Source organism: Kineococcus sp. NPDC059986 (assembly GCF_040702905.1).
Lineage (GTDB): Bacteria > Actinomycetota > Actinomycetes > Actinomycetales > Kineococcaceae > Kineococcus.
In genome coordinates, this window is the sequence record NZ_JBFBND010000014.1 from 99779 (window position 1) to 117967 (window position 18189).

Sequence of the window (18189 nt, forward strand, 5' to 3'; positions counted from 1 at the left end):
CGTCCATCAGCAGGCCCCCAGCAGGTCGGCGAGGTCGAAACCCGCCCGCTCGAAGCGGTCCCGGTGCGGTGGCCAGCCCGTGCCGCGGACCAGTTCCCCACCGCGGGTTCCGAACACCTCGGCGGTCTCCACGACGCCGCCCTCGACACGGCCGGGAACGGCGAGGACCTCACGGACACGCCGCCGGCCCGTCGGGTCGAGCGCGGCGTGCACGACGAGGTCGACGCTGGCCGCGACGGCCGGCACGACGAAACCGCTCGTGACGTTCTCACCGGCCAGCAGCGGCAGGGTGCACATCTTCGCGACGGCGTCGGCGGCGGAGTTCGCGTGGACGGTCGCCGCCCCCGGCAACCCGGAGTTCAGGGCGATGAGCAGGTCCAGGCTCTCGGCCTGCCGCACCTCGCCGACGACGAGCCGGTCCGGCCGCATCCGCAGCGCCTCCTTGACGAGCCGCCGCAACGGGATCTCCCCACGACCCTCGAGGTTCGGTTGCCGGCACTGCATGGCGACGACGTCGCGGTTCTGCAGTTGCAGTTCGAAGACCTCTTCGCAGGTGACGACGCGCTGGTGGGCCGGGACCGCGGCGAGCAGGCAGTTCAGCAACGTCGTCTTCCCAGCCTGCGTCCCACCCGAGACGAGGACGTTCAACCCCGCCGCCACCGCCGCGGCGAGGAACCGCGCGGCGGACGCCGTCAGCGAACCCAGCGCCACGAGGTCCTCCAGCCGGCGCGCGCGCACGACGAACCGGCGCACGTTCACCGCCCAGTGCCGCCGCGTCACGTCGGGGATCACCACGTGCAGGCGCGAACCGTCCGGCAGCGAGGCGTCGACGAACGGTGAGGACAGGTCGACCCGCCGCCCGCTGCTGGCGAGCATCCGCTCGACGAGTTCGGCCACGGTCTCCTCGTCGAGGATCGTCGTCGTGAGTTCTGCGACCCCACCACGCGCGACGAACACCTTGCCGGGTTCGTTGATCCAGATCTCCTCGACCTCGGGGTCGTCGAAGTAGCGTTGCAGCGGACCGAAACCCGACACCGCGGCGACGACCTCGCGCACCGCGTCCTGCCGGTCGGGCAACCCCGGCAGCGACCCGTCGAGCGAGCGCAGGTCGTAGTCGAGGACGACGGCGTCGACGAGGGACCGCAGTTCCGCCGCGTCACCGCGGAAGTTCCCCGCCGCGATCCGGCGGCGCACCTGCGCCCGCACCTCGTCCTCGACCAGTCGTACCGCGTCCACTGCGCACCTCCCCCCGTCCCGACTGCAGGCACGGTAGGGGAAACCCGCGGATCGGCGTTCGGGTGATGTGGACAACTCCCCCGTGGACGCCTTCCTGTGGACGGAGGACCGGTGCTGTCGCAGGTCCGTGCGAGGCTCCGCAGGTGCCGTTCCGGATGACCGTGCTGGGGGTGGACGTGCTCGTCGAGGTCCCCGCGGGGACGACAGTCGCGGCCGCCCGGGAGCAGTTCGAGGAGGTGACCGGCCCGTGGCCGCCGGACTGGGAGGAGGCGTGGAACCTGCCCGCCGCCACCGTGCTGGGGTTCCCGCCCCTGCTCGAGGGGGCGTGCTGGCCGCCGACGCCTGCGGACCGAGCCGGCACCGGCGGTCTCGAACTCCTCGTGGCGGCCGGTCCGGACTCCGGGGAACGGTTCACCCTCCCCCCGGGAGCCCACGTCGTCGGCCGCGCCACGGCGGCGGTCGCGGTGGGCGATCCAGCGGTCTCCCGCCGGCACGCCGAACTCCGCGTCGACCCCGAGGTCGGGACGACCGTCCGTGACCTCGCCTCGCTCAACGGAACCCGGCTCCTGCGGACGGGTGACGACTCCGCGCCGTGGGCGGTGGAGTTCCCCCTCGCGCCGGGGGCGTCCTTCGCGGTCGGGGACACCGTGCTGCGCCGCGGCCCGGTCCCGGTGGCGGCCGCCGTCGTGCACCCCGACGGCGAGGGCCACGTCCTGGTGAACCGGCCACCCCGGTTGCTGGCCGACCCCGCGCCCCGGACGTGGTCGTGGCCCGCGCCGGTCCCCGAGGCCGAGGAACCCGGCCCGCCCTGGCTCGGCCTGTTCGTCCCGCTGGCCGTCGCCGTCGTCCTCGCGCTCGTGTGGACACCGCTGTCGCTGCTGCTGGGCCTGGCCTCCCCCGTCGTGGCGGGCGGGCAGTGGTGGACCCAGCGCCGGCGCCACCGTCGTGCGGCGCAGCGCGCGGCATCCGACCTCGCGCAGGCTCGCGCGGCGGTGCGGGCCGAGCACGCCGCCGCGCTGGTGCGGGAGACGGCCGAGCGGCGGACCCGGCACCCGGGCGCCGACGAGGTCCTCGCCGAAGTCCTGGGCCGGGGCGAGCGGGTGTTCCGCCGCTCCCCCGGGGACGCCGACCACCTGACGGTCCGCGTCGGGTTCGGACGGTGCGCCGCGACGACCGCGACCGTGCGCGACGGGGCGGGTCCGGACTCCCTGCTCGACGACGTCCCCGTGCTCGTCGACCTCGCCGCGGGGGCGGTGGGCGTCGCGGGCCCGGGTGAGCGCGTGGCGGCCGCCGTCAGGTGGTGGCTCGCGCAGCTGGCCGCGTGGCAGTCGCCGGCGGACGTCCGTCTCGTCACGGGGCCGGAGTGGGAGTGGGCGCACTGGCTGCCCCACCACGGCGGGCCGGCCGCCGACGGCGACCTGCTCGCGGGCCCGCTCGCGGAGCTCCGCGCCCGCACGTCCGGGACGACGGTGCCGGCCGTCGTGGTGGTCCTGGACCCGGTCGTGTGGTGGCACGCGGACCCGCGCCTGGCCGAACTGCTCACCGACGGCCCCGCCGTCGGCGTGCACACGGTCTGCGTCGGTGCGCAGCGCGCCGACCTGCCGCCGGCGTGCCGGACGGTCGTCGACCTCGGGGCGACGGAGCCCGCGGTCCGGACGGCGGGAACGGACCAGCCCGTCCGCCCGGACGGCGTCGGGGAGGACTGGGCGCTGCAGCTGGCCCGCGCGGCCGCGCCGCTGCGCGACGCCGGGACACCCGCGACCGGCGCGCTCCCGGACGACGTCCACCTGCTCGACCTCACGGGCCGCCCCGGACCCGACGCGCTGCAGCGGACGTGGGACGCGCCCCCGGCCGGTCTGCCGGCCGTCGTCGGGGCGGACGCCGCGGGGGCCGTCGTCGTCGACCTCGTCCGGGACGGGCCGCACACGCTGCTGGCGGGGACCACCGGCGCGGGCAAGTCGGTGCTGCTCACCACGCTCGTCCTCGCGCTGGCGCTCGGCAGCGGACCGGAGCGGCTGCAGTTCGTCCTCGTCGACTACAAGGGCGGGGCGGCGTTCGGCGGGTGCGTGGGCCTGCCGCACGTCGCGGGGCTCGTGACGGACCTCGACGACCAGCTCGCCACCCGCGTTCTGCGCAGCCTGCGCGCCGAGGTGACCCGCCGCGAGCGGGTCCTGGCGGCCGCGGGGGCGAGCGACGTCGCGGCGCTGCCGCCGGGGACGCTGGCCCGGCTCGTGGTGGTCGTCGACGAGTTCCGGGTGCTCGCCCAGGAGGTCCCCGACTTCGTCGACGGCCTCGTGCGCCTGGCCGCCGTCGGCCGCTCGCTGGGTGTGCACCTGGTCCTGGCCACCCAGCGCCCGGCCGGGGTCGTCAGCCCGGAGATCCGCGCGAACACCGATCTGCGCCTCGCGCTGCGCGTCCAGGACCGGGCCGACGCCGAGGACGTCGTGGGTGACCCCCGCCCCGCGGCCTTCACCGTCCCCGGCCGCGCCCTCCTGCGGTCCGGCAGCTCCGGTGCGCGACCGTTCCAGGTGGCGCGGTTGCGCGGACCGGCGCGGGCCGGGGTGGCGGTGGAGGCGGTCGACCTCCTCGCCCCGGCGGCCGGACCCCGGGACGAGGTCGACGACCTCCCCGGCCTCGTCGCGACGGTCCGGGCCGCCGCCGAGGGCCGGCCGCGACCGCCCGCCCCGTGGCTGCCGCCGCTGCCGGCCGTGCTCGACCCCGGCGCCGCCCCGCGCGGCGACTCCCGGGGGTTGACCTGGGGGCTGGCGGACCGGCCCGACCGCCAGGACCGTGCGGTGGCGGCCTGGGACCTGGACGCCGGGTCGCACCTGCTCGTGGTGGGTGGGGTCCGCAGCGGACGCACGACCCTGCTGCGGCGCCTCGTCGTCGAGGCCGGGCAGCGCGACGACGTCGAGGTCCACGTCCTGGACGCGGGGGGCGGGTTGCGCGACCTGGTGGGGACGGGGGGAACGGGCTCCGTCGTCGGCCGCGACGAGGTGTGGCGGGCCGGCCGCCTGCTGGAGCGGCTGCAGGCCGAGGTCGACGCCCGGCGCGCCGACGGCGCCGCGCCGCCCGGGCTGCTGCTGCTCGTCGTGGACGGCTGGGAGGCGTGGTCGGGCGCGCTGGCCGCGGCCGACCCCGTCGCCGCGGTCGACCCGCTCCTGCGGTTGCTGCGGGAGGGGTCGAGCGCCGGGGTCCGCGTCGTCGTGGCCGGCGACCGGCAGAGCCTCACGGGCGCGGTCGCCGCGAGCGCCGGTCAGGTCGTCCTGCTGCGCACCGCGGACCGGGGGGACGCGGCCCTGCTCGGGGTGCGTCCGGCGGACGTACCCCGCGCCGCACCGCCGGGTCGGGGTCTGCTGGTCGTCGACGGCCGGGCCACCGAGGTCCAGGTCGCCCTGCCGGGGCCTCCCGCCCCCGGTCGGCCCGCCCGGCTGGCGGTGGCGCCGCTGCCCCGGCGGTGCCCGCTCCCGGAGGCCGACGGTCTCGTCCTCGGGCGCGGCGGGGACGACGCCGGGCCCGTGACCGTGCTCGTCGACCCCGTCCTGCTCGTGGCGGGCCCACCCGGCAGCGGACGGACGACCGCGCTGCGCGCCCTCGCCGCCCGGGAACCGGGCAGCGTCTGGGCCCGGGACACCGACGTGGCCGGCGTGCGGGCGGCGCTCACCGCGGGCCGGCTCGTCCTCGTCGACGACGTCTGCCGCCCGCTGCCCGACGGGGTGGAGGACGTCGTCGTGGCGGCGCTGCAGGCGGGCGGTGCCGCGCGCGTCGCCGTCGCCGGGGAAGGGCAGGAGCTCACCGGCAGCTTCCGCGGTCTCGGGGCGCTGGCCCGCGGCCTGCAGCGGACGACGGTCCTGCTCGGCCGGGCGGACCACGTCCCGGCGGAGGTCGTCGGCCGCCGACCGGTGGCCGCGCCCGGACGCGGCCCGGGGGCGGGTTTCGTCGTGCGCGACGGGGTCTGGACCAGCGTGCGGGTCGGCGTGCCGGGCTGCCCTACCGTGGTCGTGTGACTACCCCCGGCGCGTCCCTCCGCCCCGCGACTCCGGAGGACGGCGCCGCGATCGCGGGGCTGGTCCGGGAGCTGGCCGAGTACGAACGCGAACCGGACGCGGCGAAGGCCACGGCGGAGGACTTCGCCCGTGCGTTGCAGCCGGGGACGGGCATCGGCTGCGTCGTCGCCGAGGTCGACGTGGACGGCCGGCCCGAGGTCGTGGGGATGGCCCTCTGGTACACGACGTTCTCCACCTGGCTCGGCCGGCAGGGCATGTGGCTGGAGGACCTCTACGTGCGCCCCGAGCACCGCCGCGGCGGCATCGGGTCCGCCTTCTTCGCCGAGCTGGGCCGGATCTGCGCCGAGCGCGGCTTCGGCCGCCTGGAGTTCTGGGTGCTCGACTGGAACACCCCCGCGCACGCCTTCTACCGCGCGCTGGGGGCGCGCCCGGAGGACGACTGGACGGTCTGGCGCCTCGACGGGGAGCAGCTCGTGACGCTCGGTGGCGACGCCCCGCCCCGGTCGTGACCTAACGTGGTCACGCTTGTACGTTGAGCAGCAGACCCTGTCGAACTCGGCCCCGGAAGGACCCCGCCACGTGTCGACCCCCACGACCGGTGAACCGGCCGGCGATCCGGTCGCGGACCCCTCCACCGACCTGGTGGAGCTGCGGGTCCCGGCCGACCCGGCGTACCTGACCGTGGTGCGCACCGCGAGCGCCGGTCTCGCCGCCCGTCTGGACCTGACCCTCGACGAGATCGAGGACCTGCGCATCGCCGTCGACGAGGCGTGCACGCTGCTGCTCGGTCCGACCCCCTCCGACGCCGAGCTCGTGGCGACCTTCCGTCTCGGCGACGGTTCCCTGGAGGTCGAGGTCCGCGGGCCGGCGCGGGAGCTGCCGGAGCGGTCCAGCTTCGCCTGGGCCGTCCTGGAGGCCCTCGTGGGCGAGGTGTTCACCGGCACCTCGGCGACCGGGGCGTGGATCGTCCTGCGGCACAGCAAGACGTCGGGAGCCTCACCGAGCCTGGTCGCGGGGGTCGGGTGACCGGTACGTCGCACCGTTCGCCGGCGCGGGACCTGCCGGCAGCGCGCGAGGGCGAGCACGACGCCGACGCCCCGCTCCTGGAGCGCATGGCCTCCCTCGCCCCCGGCGACCCGGAACGGGCCGGTCTGCGCGAGCAGCTGACGCGACGTCACCTCCCACTGGCCGAGCACCTCGCCGCCCGCTTCGCCGGGCGCGGCGAACCGCAGGACGACCTCGTGCAGGTCGCGACGATCGGCCTCCTCAAGGCCCTCGACCGCTTCGACCCCACCCGGGGCGTGCCGTTCGGCGCCTACGCCGTCCCCACGATGCTGGGGGAGATCAAGCGGCACTTCCGCGACCGGGGCTGGGCCATGCGCGTGCCCCGGCGCGTGCAGGAGTCGGGCCGGCTGCTGGCCGACACGCGCGAGGTCCTCACCCAGGAACTGGGCCGCGCCCCCACCGTGGCCGAGCTCGCCGAGCGCACCGGTCACGACGCCGACGACGTCGTCGAGGTCCTCGAGGCCGCCAACGCCTACTCCACCGTGCCCCTGGACACGGGGTCGTCGTCCTCGCCGGCGCTCGCGCTCGGGGAGGACGACGCCGCCCTGGAGAACGTGGAGAACCGCGAGGCGCTGCGGCCCCTGCTCGCCGCGCTGCCCGCGCGGGAACGGCGGATCCTGGCGCTGCGCTTCGTCCGCGGGATGTCGCAGTCGCAGATCGCGGCCGAGGTCGGCATCTCGCAGATGCACGTGTCGCGACTGCTCCACCGGACGCTCGGTCAGCTGCGCGAGGGTCTGGGCGACGTCGACGGCGGCTGAGCCGACGAAGCCGAGGGGGCTGGCGGGTCAGCGCCCCACTTCGGCGGAGACCGAGGGCAGGAAGAGCGCGACCCCGACGGCGACGGCCGGCACGACGAGCACCGCACCGAGCCACGGCGACCCGCCGCTGAACGCAGGCAGTCCGGCCGCGACCTGCAGCACCTGCCACACGACGAGCGGGGAGCGCGCCCACGTCGCCCGCTGCAGCAGACCGCGGGCGCAGAAGGCGATGCCGGCGGCGAAGGCCACGGCCAGCACGACGACGGAGACGACGGCGAGCGGGGCGCGAGAGCCCTCGACCACGAGGCCGTGCACGAGGTAGGCGGCCCCCGCCAGCAGCAGCAGGGCCTCGAAGCCCACGACCACGGCGATGGCGGTCAGCAGTGGCGGGCGCGGTCGATGTGTCGCAGCCTGGGGCGCGGGGACGGACGGCACGGGAGCACGGTACGGCAGGGGGTGCGCAGCCACCTCCGACCCGCGCCGAGGCCCGTCCCCCGTCGGAGGGTCACCACTCGGCGTGTCGCCGCGCGTGCGCCGGGAGACCATGGATTACCGGAAGGGGTCTGCTGTGTTACGTCCGTGTGACGTACTCGACATGAGTTCGGCACGATCGACCCGGGCTCCCCTCTTGTGAAAGCTCGCACGAGGTGTGACTCTGGATCCCGACGCGATCCCCGACACACGTCGTCACCTGGGAAGTTGCAGGTGAGGAGCGTGCGTCCTGGCACCGCCGGCGCTGCCGGTGCTCAGGGATCCCGCGTGTCCAGCTCGTTTCCGCGAGGTTGACACGTGTGTCCTGAGACCGAACACGCGAGAAGGAGTGGAACCCCCATGGACTGGCGCCACAATGCCGCCTGCCTCGACGAAGACCCCGAACTGTTCTTCCCCATCGGGAACACGGGCCCCGCGATCCTGCAGATCGAAGAGGCCAAGGCCGTCTGCCGCCGTTGCGACGTCGTCGACTCCTGCCTGAAGTGGGCGCTGGAGACCGGTCAGGACGCCGGCGTCTGGGGTGGCATGAGCGAGGACGAGCGTCGCGCGCTCAAGCGTCGCGCCGCCCGCGCCCGCCGCGCGAGCTGACCTGCTCGACCGCACCACCTGAACCGCACGACCTGAGCGAGGCCCCCGACCACCGGTCGGGGGCCTCGCTCACGCATCTGCCCGCTCCGACCCGCGACGGTCAGTTGCGGACGCTGCCGATCTGCGCCACGTCGCGCCGCACCCGCAGGTCCAGCCGCACCTCCGTGCCGCCGGACGCGCTGGCACCGAACGCCATCCGACCGCGCAGCTCCCCCGCCACGAGGGACCGGACGATCTGGGTCCCGAGGCCCGAGCTGCCGACCTGGAAGTCCGCCGGAAGCCCCACGCCGTCGTCGCTGACGACGACCTCGATCCGGTCGTCCGCGGTGTGCTCCACCTTCACCACGACCGTCCCGGCCTTGTCGGACCCGAAGCCGTGCTCGACGGCGTTCGTCACGAGCTCGGTGAGGACGAGGGCCAACGCCGTCGCGTCCTCCTGCCGCAGCTCCCCGAACTTGCCCTCGCGGACGGTGCGGACGCGTTCGGCGTTCTCCATGGCGACCTCGGCGGCCATCATGAGGCAGCGGTCCAGGACCTGGTCGAAGTCGACGTTCTCGTCGATGCCCTGCGAGAGCGTCTCGTGCACCGTCGCGATCGTCGCCACGCGCCGCATGGCCTCCTGCAGCGCCGAGCGCCCCTCCTCCGAGGCGATGCGGCGCGACTGCAGCCGCAGCAGCGCGGCCACGGTCTGCAGGTTGTTCTTGACCCGGTGGTGCACCTCGCGGATCGTCGCGTCCTTCGTCATGAGCTCGCGCTCACGGCGCCGCAGTTCGGACACGTCGCGCACGAGCAGCAGCGCCGCGATCCGCACCGCCGCACCGTTCTCCCTGCGCGTCAACGGGATCGCCCGCATCGACAGGGTCGCCGCGTCCGTCTCCAGGTCGGTGCGCCACGGTGCGCGACCGGTGACGACGAGCGGCAGCGACTCGTCGACGGGCAGGTGGGAGGCGGCCAGGGAACTGGAGATCTCGGCGAGGTTCGCCCCGACGAGCTCACCGATGAGCCCGGCCCGGTGGAACGCCGACAGCGCGTTCGGGCTCGCGTAGGTGACGACACCGTCGGCGTCCAGGCGCAGCATCCCGTCCCCCACGCGCGGTGCGCCGCGGCGGGGCCCGGTGGGGGCGGCGGTCTGCGGGAACTCCCCCGCCGCGATCATCCGCGTGAGGTCGTCGGCGCACTTGACGTAGTTCAGTTCCAGCCGGCTCGGGGTGCGGGACGTCGCCAGGTTGGTGTGCCGGGCCAGGACGCCGAGCACGACACCCTCGCGGACGACGGGGATCGTCTCCTCGCGCACGGGGACGTCGTCGTCCCACTCGGGGTCGCGGCCGCGCAGGCTGCGCGCCTCGTCGAAGGTGGTGTCGACCTGCGGACGCCGGCCCCGCTCGAGCAGGGCCCCCACGACGTCGTCGTAGTGGACGGTGGGCCCGGTCGTCGGCCGGCAGTGCGCGACCGCGACGAAGTGCTGCCGGTCGGCCGTGGGGATCCACAGGACGAGGTCGGCGAACGACAGGTCCGAGATGAGCTGCCAGTCGCCGACGAGCAGCCGCAACCACTCCGCCTCCGCGCCCGAGATCGCGGTCTGGGAGTGCAGCAGGTCCGACATGGTGGGCACCGCACGAGCGTACGGGCCCACCACGACGCGACCTCGCTCAGCCCGCCCGCAGGACGGTGCGCAGCGCACGCAGCCCGACGGACAGCGCCGCCAGGTCACCCGCGCCGGGTTCGCCCTCCAGGTCGGTCATCGTCTGCTGCGCCCGGCGCACCGCCGGGGCGTGCGCGGTCTCCCACGCCTGCACGGCAGCCGCCGCGTCGACGCGAGCCCCCTCCGGCACCTCGGCCACGACGGCCGCGGTGAAGTCGCGCACCGCCGAGTACAGGTCGTCCCGCAGGGCCGCCCGCGCCAGGGACTGCCAGCGGTCCCCGCGCGGCAGCGCGGCGATCCCCTCCAGCACCGTCGTGATCGCGTAGCGGCGGGACAGCTCGTACCAGACCGCCACGATCTCCTCGACGCTGCGACCGCCGGCGTCGGCGACCTCCACGACGTCCAGCAGCGGGAACAACGACAGCAGCGCCACCGTCCGGAGCGCCTCGTCCTGCGGCACGCCGCGTTCGGTGAACCACTCGGCCTCGGCCTGCAGCGTCGCCGTGTCGTCCAGTTCGACGATCGAGCCGGCGAGGCGGGCGACGGCGGGGGCGAACCGGGCGATCTCGACGGGCACGTCGATGCCCTCCGGACGGGTGTGCAGCAACCAGCGCACCGACCGGTCCAGCAACCGCTGGTGCGCCTGTCGCATCCGCGACTGCGCGTACGCCTCCACCTGTCCGTCCAGGGCCTCGACGGCCGCGGCCCGCTCCCCCAACCCGAACACCTGGGAGGCGACCACGAACGCCCGCACCACGTCGGCCGGGTCCGACCCGGTCTCCTCCGCCGCCCGGAACGCGAACGTCAACCCGCCGGTCCCCACCACGTGGTTCACCAGCACCGTCGTGGCGATCTCCCGCCGCAGGGGGTGGTCGGTCAGGTGCTCGCCGAACCGCTGTCCCAGCTCCGCCGGGAAGTACCCGCGCAGGGTCGCCGCCACCCACTCCTCGTCCGGCAGCGCGCTGTCCAGCACCGCCCGCCCCAGGGTGATCTTGGCGTGGGCGATGAGCACCGACAGTTCCGGCATCGTCAACCCACCCCCCTCCCGGGCCCGGCGGTCCAGCTCGGCCGAGGACGGCAACGCCTCCAGCCGACGGTCCACGTCCCCCGCCCGCACCAGCACGTCCAGGAACCGCCGGTGCGCCGGCAGCAGGCCGGGCGCGAAACTGCCTTCCACGCTCAGCACGACGTTCTGGTCGTAGTTGTCGCGCAGCACGAGGTGGCCGACCTCGTCGGTCATCCGCAGCAGCGTCTCGTTCCGGTCGGCCGGGTCCAGCTCCCCCTGCGTGACGAGGTGGTCGAGCAGGATCTTGATGTTGACCTCGTGGTCGCTGCAGTCGACGCCGGCGGAGTTGTCGATGGCGTCGGTGTTGAGCTTCACGCCCTCACCACCCCGCCCCGACTGCGCGGCCTCGATCCGGCCCCGCTGGGTCAGACCCAGGTTTCCGCCCTCGCCGACGACCCGGACCCGCAGGTCGCGGCCGTCGATGCGGATGACGTCGTTCGCCTTGTCGCCCACGTCGGCGTGCGACTCGGTCGAGGCCTTGACGTAGGTGCCGATCCCGCCGTTCCAGAACAGGTCCACCGGCGCGGCCAGGACCGCCTTGAGCAGGTCCACGGGCGACATCGACCGCGTCCCCAGGTCCAGCCCGAGGCGTTGCGCGACCTGCGGGCTGACCGGCACCGACTTCGCCGTCCGCGGGTAGACGCCCCCGCCCTCGGAGATGAGCGTGGCGTCGTAGTCGGCCCACGACGACCGCGGCAGCGCGAACAACCGCGCCCGCTCGGCGTGCGAGGCGGCCGGGTCCGGGTCGGGGTCGAGGAACACGTGCCGGTGGTCGAACGCCGCCACCAACCGGATCTGCTGCGAGAGCAGCATCCCGTTGCCGAAGACGTCCCCGCTCATGTCCCCGACACCGACGACCGTGAAGGGGTCGGCCTGGGTGTCGTGGCCGAGTTCGCGGAAGTGCCGGCGCACGCTCTCCCACGCACCCCGCGCGGTGATGCCCATGGCCTTGTGGTCGTACCCGACCGACCCGCCCGAGGCGAACGCGTCCCCCAGCCAGAAACCCCGCGACACGGCGATCTCGTTGGCGATGTCGGAGAACGTCGCGGTGCCCTTGTCGGCGGCCACCACGAGGTAGGAGTCGTCGCCGTCGTAGCGGACGACGTCCGACGGCGGGACCGTCGTGCGCACCCCGTCCACCAGTCGCAGGTCGTCGGTGATGTCCAGCAGCCCGGAGATGAACGTCTTGTAGCTGGCGATGCCCTCGGCCCACCACGCGTCGCGGTCCACCGACGGGTCCGGCAACCGCTTGGCGACGAAACCGCCCTTGGCCCCCGTCGGGACGATGACGGCGTTCTTGACGATCTGCGCCTTCACCAGGCCCAGCACCTCGGTGCGGAAGTCCTCGCGCCGGTCCGACCAGCGCAACCCGCCGCGGGCGACCTCCCCGAAGCGCAGGTGCACACCCTCCACGCGCGGGGAGTACACCCAGACCTCGGCGTGCGGGGCCGGTTCCGGCATCCCCGCCACCAGCCGCGGGGACAGCTTGAACGACAGGTACGGGTGCGGTTTCCCGTCCGGGCCGTTCTGGTAGGCGTTGGTGCGCACCACCGCCTGCACGACCGACAACAGCGCCCGCAGGATCCGGTCGGAGTCCAGGCTCGCGACCCCGTCCAGCGCCCCGCGCGTCTCCTCGGCCAGCGCGTCGACCAGTTCGGCCCGCTCGCCCTCGTGGCCCGGCCGCGTCGGGGCGAACCGCGCCTCGAAGAGGCGGACGACGAGCCGCGTGATGCCGACGTCACCGAGCAGGCAGTTCGCCACGTAGTCGAGCGAGTACGCCAGGCCCACCTGCCGCAGGTAGCGGACGAGGGCACGGACGACGGCGACCTGCCGCCACGTCAGCTGCCCCGCCAGCACGAGGCGGGCGAGGCTGTCGCTCTCCGCCCGGCCCGACCAGGCCGCCGCGAAGGCGTCGGTGAACCGCGTCCGGGCCGCCGCCGCGTCCGCGTCGAGGTGCCAGACGTCGACCGGCAACCGCAGGCCGACGTCGTCGACCCAGACCCGGCGGCCGTCGTCGCGCGTCAGCTGGTGAGGCCGCTCGTCGGTGACCTCGACGCCGAGGTCGGACAGGACCGGCAGGACGGCGCTGAGCGTCACGGGACTCGTCCGGTAGCTCGTGAGCCGCCAGGACCGGGGTTGCTCGGGGTCCTCGCGCAGGTCCAGGAGGGGCTGGTCGGCGTCCTCCCCGGAGCGGTCGAGCAGTTCCTCGGCGCGGCGCAGGTCCGCGACGGCGCGGTCGACGGGCACCGAGGCGCGGTACCCGTTGGGGATGCCACCGGCCCAGCGCCGCACGAGGGCGGCCCCGAGTTCGCCCGCCTGGTCGCGGGCGTCGTCGACGACGTCGTCCTCCCACGACCGGGCCGCGCGGGCGACGTCGGCCTCCAGTTCGGAGACGTCGACGTCGGTGAGTTCCTCCCCGGCGCGGGCGCGGACGACGACGTGCAACCGCGCGAGCACGGACTCGGAGACCTGCAGGGTGTGCTCGACGGACCCGCCGTCGAACGCGGCCTGCAGCAGGGACTCGATCCGGGTGCCGACGCGCGTCGTGTACCGGTCACGCGGCATGTAGACGAGGCAGGACATGAAGCGGCGGTAGTCGTCGCGCCGCAGGAACAACCGCGTCCGACGCCGTTCCTGCAGCCGCAGGACGGCCAACGCCGTCTCCAGCACCGTCTCGACGTCGGACTGCAGGAGTTCGTCGCGCGGGAACGTCTCGAGGATGCTCAGCAGGTCCTTCGCCGAGTGGCCCCCGGACCCGAACCCGGCGCGCTGCAGCACCTCCGTGACCTTCTCCGCGACCACGGGGACCCGTTTGACGGAGTCGGTGTAGGCCCCGGACGTGAAGAGGCCGAGGAAGCGCAGCTCCCCCGTGACCCGGCCGTCGGCGTCGAACTTCTTGACGCCGACGTAGTCGAGGAACGCCGGCCGGTGGACCGTCGCCTGCGCGTTCGCCTTCGTCACGACGAGCACCTGCGGCTCGGTCGCCTTGTCCCGCACGGGACCGGAGAGCTTGCGCTCCCGACCGCCGCGACGGCCGGGCCGCTCGGCGAGGACGCCGAGACCCGTGCCGGGACGCGCCACGAGCAGGACGTCCTCGTCGCCCCCCTCGGCACCCGGGGCGGTCACGAGGTCGTACTCGCGGTAGCCGAGGAAGGTGAAGCGGTCGTCGGCCATCCAGCGCAGGAACCGTTCGGCCGTGCGGAGCTCGGCGTCGGCGATCCCCTTGGGCGGGTCGATCTGCAGGGCGTCGGCGATCTGCAACGCCTTGGCGCGCATGGGTTGCCAGCCGTTGACGGCCGCACGGACGTCGTCGAGCACGCCCTGCAGGGTCGTCAGCAGTTCGGCGTCCGCCGCGGGCGCCGCACCGTCGACCTCGATGCGGATCCACGACTCGGCCGGTTCCGACGGCGGCGCCGTCCCGACGTCGTGCAGGTCCTCCAGGGTCCCGTCCACCGCGCGGCGGGCGGCCAGCCGCGGGTGCACGAGCAGGTGGATGCCGCGGCCGGCGCGGGTCAGCGCGGCGGTGAGGCTGTCCACCAGGAAGGACATGTCGTCGGTGACGACCTCGACGGTCGACCGTCCTTCCCCCGCCCCGGAGGCGGGGCCGTCGACGATGCGGACGAGGGTCGTCCCGGGGCGCCGCAGCGCCCCGCACCGGACGTGGGAGGCGACGGCGGCGAGCAGCTCCGCCGGCGCCCGGTCGACGAGGTCGTCGGGCGCGGTGTGCGCGAAGTAGTCGAGCAGCAGGCGTTCGACGGCGGTCCCGGAGCGCAACGCGTCGGGCATCCCCTCCCCCCAGTGGTCGTCTCGGGCGGTCGAGGCGGCTCGAACGAGCTCACGGACGCTGCCGGCAGGGGCCGAGGTCGAGGCGGGCATCACTGCTCCGGGTCGCGGGTGGATACGCACTGCCACCCTAGTGGCGACCACGGACGGTCCGCAGGGGGACGCGCGTGGTGGCACCTAGAGTGACGGCGTGCCCACCCCGTTCTCCGAGCAGACACGCTTCACCGCACCGCCCGCCGCCGTGCACGCCGTGCTCGTCGACCCGGCCTTCCTGCGTGCCCGCGCCGAGCGGTCCGGTGCGCTCGAGCACACCGAGGCCGTCACCGCGGACGGGGACGTGCTCGTCGTCACCAGCAGCCGGACCGTGAGCACCGACGTGCTGCCCGCCGCCGCGGCCCGCTTCCTCGGCGGGACCGCCGTGGTCGAGCAGGTCGAGCGGTGGGAGCCGGCGGCCACCGACGGCAGCCGCCGTTCGCACCTGACCCTCGCGATCAAGAACGCACCCGTGACGCTGACGGCGTCCTCGGTGCTGGCGCCGGACGGCGCGGGCAGCGTGCACACGATGGACGGCGCCCTCGACGTGCGCGTCCCGCTGCTGGGCGGGCAGGTCGAGCGGGCCGCGCTCCCGGGGCTGCTCCAGCTCGTGCGGTCGGAGTCGGCGCTCGCCCAGGAGTGGTCCGCCGGGGCGTGAGCCCCGACGGTGAGGGACGACGCGTCAGAGGCCGACGCTGAGCAGGAGCGGCAGCTCGCCGGCGTCGTACCAGAGCAGGTCGTGGCCCTCGCAGGCCTCGACCGCGAACTGCGCGTCCTCGTCGCCGGCGTCGGCGGCGGGCAGGGCGGCGACCGCCGCCCGCACGTCGGCCTCGGCGTCGCCGTCGTCGACGTGGACGCTGGCGAGGTCGTCCAGCGTCAACGGGACGGTCAGCCGTGCCCGGGACCGCTCGGGAGCGGCCCACCCGGCCCGCTCCACCTGCACGGCGGAGTCCGGGACGTCGAGCGCGAGCACGACCCTGCGGGGTGCGCCCGCCGTGGCCTCGGCCGCCAGCAGGCGGACGGACTCCCCCGCCGCGTCCGTCATCGCGACGTACTCCAGCTCCTCCTCCAGGTCCCGCGGATCGGCGTCCGCGTAGAAGTCCCGGAGGGTGGGGGTGACGGTGTGGACCGTCACGGGTGCCGCGGCGAGCTCACCCGCCTCGGCCAGCCGGGCCAGGGTGGACAGGGTCGTCGGCCAGTAGACGCGCACGGTCAGCGCCCGTCCGTGGCGTCGTCCCCGCCGTCCTCGTCGGAGTCCCCGTCGTCCTCGGAGTCCTCGTCGAAGTGCCCGTCGTCCTCGGAGTCTTCGTCGGAGACGTCATCCGAGTCCTCGTGCGAGTCGTCCTCGTCCGAGGCCTCGTCGTCCTCCTCGTCGTCCGAGTGCTCGTCAGGCCCCGTCGCCGAGTCCACCGCGTCGACCGACTCCTCCGCGTCGTCGGAGTCCTCGTCGTCCCAGACCTCGTCGAACACGATGCCGTCGATCTCGTCGAGACGTTCGGCGGCGTCCGTCTCCCCGTCGGCGTCGGCTTCGGCCGCCTTGACGAGCCACTCCCGCGCCTCCGGCGTGCGGCCCACGGAGATCAGGGCGTCGGCGTAGGCGTACCAGAGCCGGGCGCGCCAGGGGGCGCGGCTGTTGGTCCGCAGCTGGGGCACCTGCAGCGACACCACGGCGGCGTCGTGCTGGCCGAGGTCGTGCCGTGCGCCGGCGGCGACGATGAGCATCTCCACCTTGGCGGGCGTCTCCAGGCCGGCGACCTCGGGCGAGGTCGCGAGGTCGAGGGCCCGCTCCGGGCGACCCAGACCACGCTCGCAGTCCGCCATGAGGGGCAGGTAGCCGTCGTCGCCCGTCATGCGGCGGACGGTGCGCAGCTCCGCGAGGGCCTCGCGGAAGTGACCCGCCTTGTACGCCGCGATGCCCGCGGCCTCGCGCACGGCGGCGATGCGCCCGCCGCGCTTCTGCGCGACGAGGGCGTGCTGCCACGCGGCCTCGGGGTCGACGTCGACGAGCTGCCCGCTGGCCACGAGGTGCTTGGCGACGACGTCGACGCTCTCGCTCGGCAGGCTCTGCAGCGCGCGGCGGACGTCGGGTGCCAGTTCCTTGCCGGTCACGCCGTCCGGGATGCGGGGACCGGTCGGACGGGGCGGCCGGGTGTCCCGGCCGCGGTCGGCTCCGGTCGCCCGGACCGGACCGCGGTCGGTGCGACGGGGACGGTCGTCACCGCGCTGCGGGCGGTCACGGAAGGGACGGTCACCACGGTCGGGACGGTCACCGCGCTCGGGACGCGACGCGCGGTCAGGACGACCGCCGGCTCCGCGGGTGTCGGGACGTGATGCCCCACGAGGACCACCACGGACCGCGCCACTCCGGGGCGAACCCTCGGAGTCGTTGCGCCGGAACGGCTCACGCTGCGGCCGGTCGGACCGCGGCGCACGGTCGTCGCGACGGTTGCGGTCGTCGCCCCGCGGCGAACGCTCGGCGGGACGACCCGCGTCGTCGCGGCGGGGACGGTCAGTGCGGGGGCTCCGGTCCTCCCAGGGCCGCTGGGTGCGACGCGGACGCTCCTCACGCGGGCGGTCGTCGCGGGGACGGTCGCCGTAGGACCGCTGGAGACGTTCACCCTGACGGGCACCATCGCGCGGACGGTCCTCACGGGGACGGTCACCGAACGAACGCTGAGGGCGATCCCCGTAGGAACGCTGCGGACGCTCACCCTGACGGGCACCATCGCGCGGACGGTCCTCACGGGGACGGTCACCGAACGAACGCTGAGGCCGGTCACCGTACGAACGCTGCGGACGCTCACCCTGACGGGCACCATCGCGCGGACGCTCGTCGCGAGGGCGGTCACCGAAGGAACGCTGAGGGCGGTCACCGTAGGAACGCTGCGGACGCTCACCCTGACGGGCACCATCGCGCGGACGCTCGTCACGGGGGCGGTCACCGAAGGAACGCTGAGGGCGGTCACCGTAGGAACGCTGCGGACGCTCACCATCACGCGGACGGTCATCACGCGCACGGTCGCTGTAGGAACGCTGGGGACGCTCACCCTGACGGGCGCTGTCACGCACCGGACGACCGGGGCGCTGGTCGTCCCCCGGAGACGATCGACGAGGACGGTCGCGCTCGGAGCGCTCGGACCCCCGCTCAGAGCGCTGGGGGCCGTCGGGACGACGAGGACCACCGGATCGGAAACCACCGCCGGCGCCACCACGAGCGCCACCGGTCGGACGACGCTCACCGTCTCCTCGACCGCGCGAACCCGTTTCTGCCATGCCGAACTCCCCACCGCCGCGCTGAGCGCGGTTGTCCTCGTCACTGTTCACGTTGAGCCCGTCGAACGGGCGGTCCAGCCTCTCACACGGGCCGGAAACAGCGATGGGGAGCGACCTCCGCAAGGAGGCGCTCCCCATCACCCTCACAAGTGTGAGTGGCCGGCGGTGACCTACTCTCCCACCCAGTCTCCCGAGCAGTACCATCGGCGCTGGTGGGCTTAGCTTCCGGGTTCGGAATGAGACCGG

General features: G+C 74.7%; 12 protein-coding genes and 1 rRNA gene. 6 read left to right on the forward strand and 7 right to left on the reverse strand.

From position 1 onward, the window contains the following. Positions 1-6 precede the first annotated feature (6 nt). Entirely contained in the window at positions 7-1236 is a 1230-nt protein-coding gene (locus AB0637_RS12825) for an ATPase, T2SS/T4P/T4SS family (RefSeq protein WP_366172680.1), read from the reverse strand. Between the two features lie 143 nt (positions 1237-1379). Here AB0637_RS12825 and AB0637_RS12830 point away from each other — a divergent pair, with 143 nt between their 5' ends. The 4 genes from AB0637_RS12830 to AB0637_RS12845 all read left to right on the forward strand — a co-directional run bounded on the left by AB0637_RS12830 (position 1380) and on the right by AB0637_RS12845 (position 7066). Continuing rightward, on the forward strand, positions 1380-5243 hold the full coding sequence (locus AB0637_RS12830; RefSeq protein WP_366172682.1) for an FtsK/SpoIIIE domain-containing protein: 3864 nt from the start codon (positions 1380-1382) through the stop codon (positions 5241-5243). Beyond that, a complete protein-coding gene (locus AB0637_RS12835) occupies positions 5240-5752 on the forward strand; it encodes a GNAT family N-acetyltransferase (RefSeq protein WP_366172684.1) in 513 nt (170 codons plus the stop codon). The genes AB0637_RS12830 and AB0637_RS12835 overlap by 4 nt, the downstream gene beginning before the upstream one ends. A 70-nt stretch (positions 5753-5822) precedes the next feature. Continuing rightward, positions 5823-6269 (forward strand): hypothetical protein, encoded by a 447-nt coding sequence (locus AB0637_RS12840; protein WP_366172686.1) that lies wholly within the window; start codon positions 5823-5825, stop codon positions 6267-6269. Further along, the gene (locus AB0637_RS12845; protein ID WP_366172688.1) at positions 6266-7066 is read left to right on the forward strand and encodes a SigB/SigF/SigG family RNA polymerase sigma factor; all 801 of its coding nucleotides are present in this window, start codon (positions 6266-6268) and stop codon (positions 7064-7066) included. Before AB0637_RS12840 ends, AB0637_RS12845 begins: the two co-directional genes overlap by 4 nt. Before the next feature lie 27 nt (positions 7067-7093). Here the strand turns inward: AB0637_RS12845 and AB0637_RS12850 are convergent, their stop codons facing one another. Beyond that, positions 7094-7501, reverse strand: coding sequence for a hypothetical protein (locus AB0637_RS12850; RefSeq protein WP_366172690.1), 408 nt, complete (start codon positions 7499-7501; stop codon positions 7094-7096). 396 nt (positions 7502-7897) lie between these two features. Between AB0637_RS12850 and AB0637_RS12855 the strand changes: the two genes are divergently transcribed. Continuing rightward, on the forward strand, positions 7898-8146 hold the full coding sequence (locus AB0637_RS12855) for a WhiB family transcriptional regulator (RefSeq protein ID WP_179753353.1): 249 nt from the start codon (positions 7898-7900) through the stop codon (positions 8144-8146). 100 nt (positions 8147-8246) lie between these two features. Here the strand turns inward: AB0637_RS12855 and AB0637_RS12860 are convergent, their stop codons facing one another. Together AB0637_RS12860 and AB0637_RS12865 are read right to left on the reverse strand one after the other, a co-directional pair. Further along, entirely contained in the window at positions 8247-9749 is a 1503-nt protein-coding gene (locus AB0637_RS12860; protein ID WP_366172711.1) for a histidine kinase N-terminal domain-containing protein, read from the reverse strand. Between the two features lie 46 nt (positions 9750-9795). Next, positions 9796-14640 (reverse strand): NAD-glutamate dehydrogenase, encoded by a 4845-nt coding sequence (locus tag AB0637_RS12865; RefSeq protein WP_366172692.1) that lies wholly within the window; start codon positions 14638-14640, stop codon positions 9796-9798. A gap of 187 nt (positions 14641-14827) precedes the next feature. Between AB0637_RS12865 and AB0637_RS12870 the strand changes: the two genes are divergently transcribed. Further along, on the forward strand, positions 14828-15328 hold the full coding sequence (locus tag AB0637_RS12870) for a DUF2505 domain-containing protein (protein WP_366172694.1): 501 nt from the start codon (positions 14828-14830) through the stop codon (positions 15326-15328). 24 nt (positions 15329-15352) lie between these two features. Here the strand turns inward: AB0637_RS12870 and AB0637_RS12875 are convergent, their stop codons facing one another. From AB0637_RS12875 to rrf, 3 genes are all read right to left on the reverse strand, one after another. Continuing rightward, complete coding sequence (locus AB0637_RS12875; protein ID WP_366172696.1) at positions 15353-15880, reverse strand: hypothetical protein; 528 nt, start codon at positions 15878-15880, stop codon at positions 15353-15355. A 2-nt stretch (positions 15881-15882) separates the two neighbouring features. After that, positions 15883-16779 carry a Replicase polyprotein 1ab gene (locus AB0637_RS12880; RefSeq protein ID WP_366172698.1) on the reverse strand — a complete coding sequence of 299 codons (897 nt, stop codon included), beginning with the start codon at positions 16777-16779 and terminating at the stop codon, positions 15883-15885. Positions 16780-18100: 1321 nt separating this feature from the next. Next, a 5S ribosomal RNA gene (gene rrf, locus AB0637_RS12885) occupies positions 18101-18189 on the reverse strand; the annotation flags it as partial.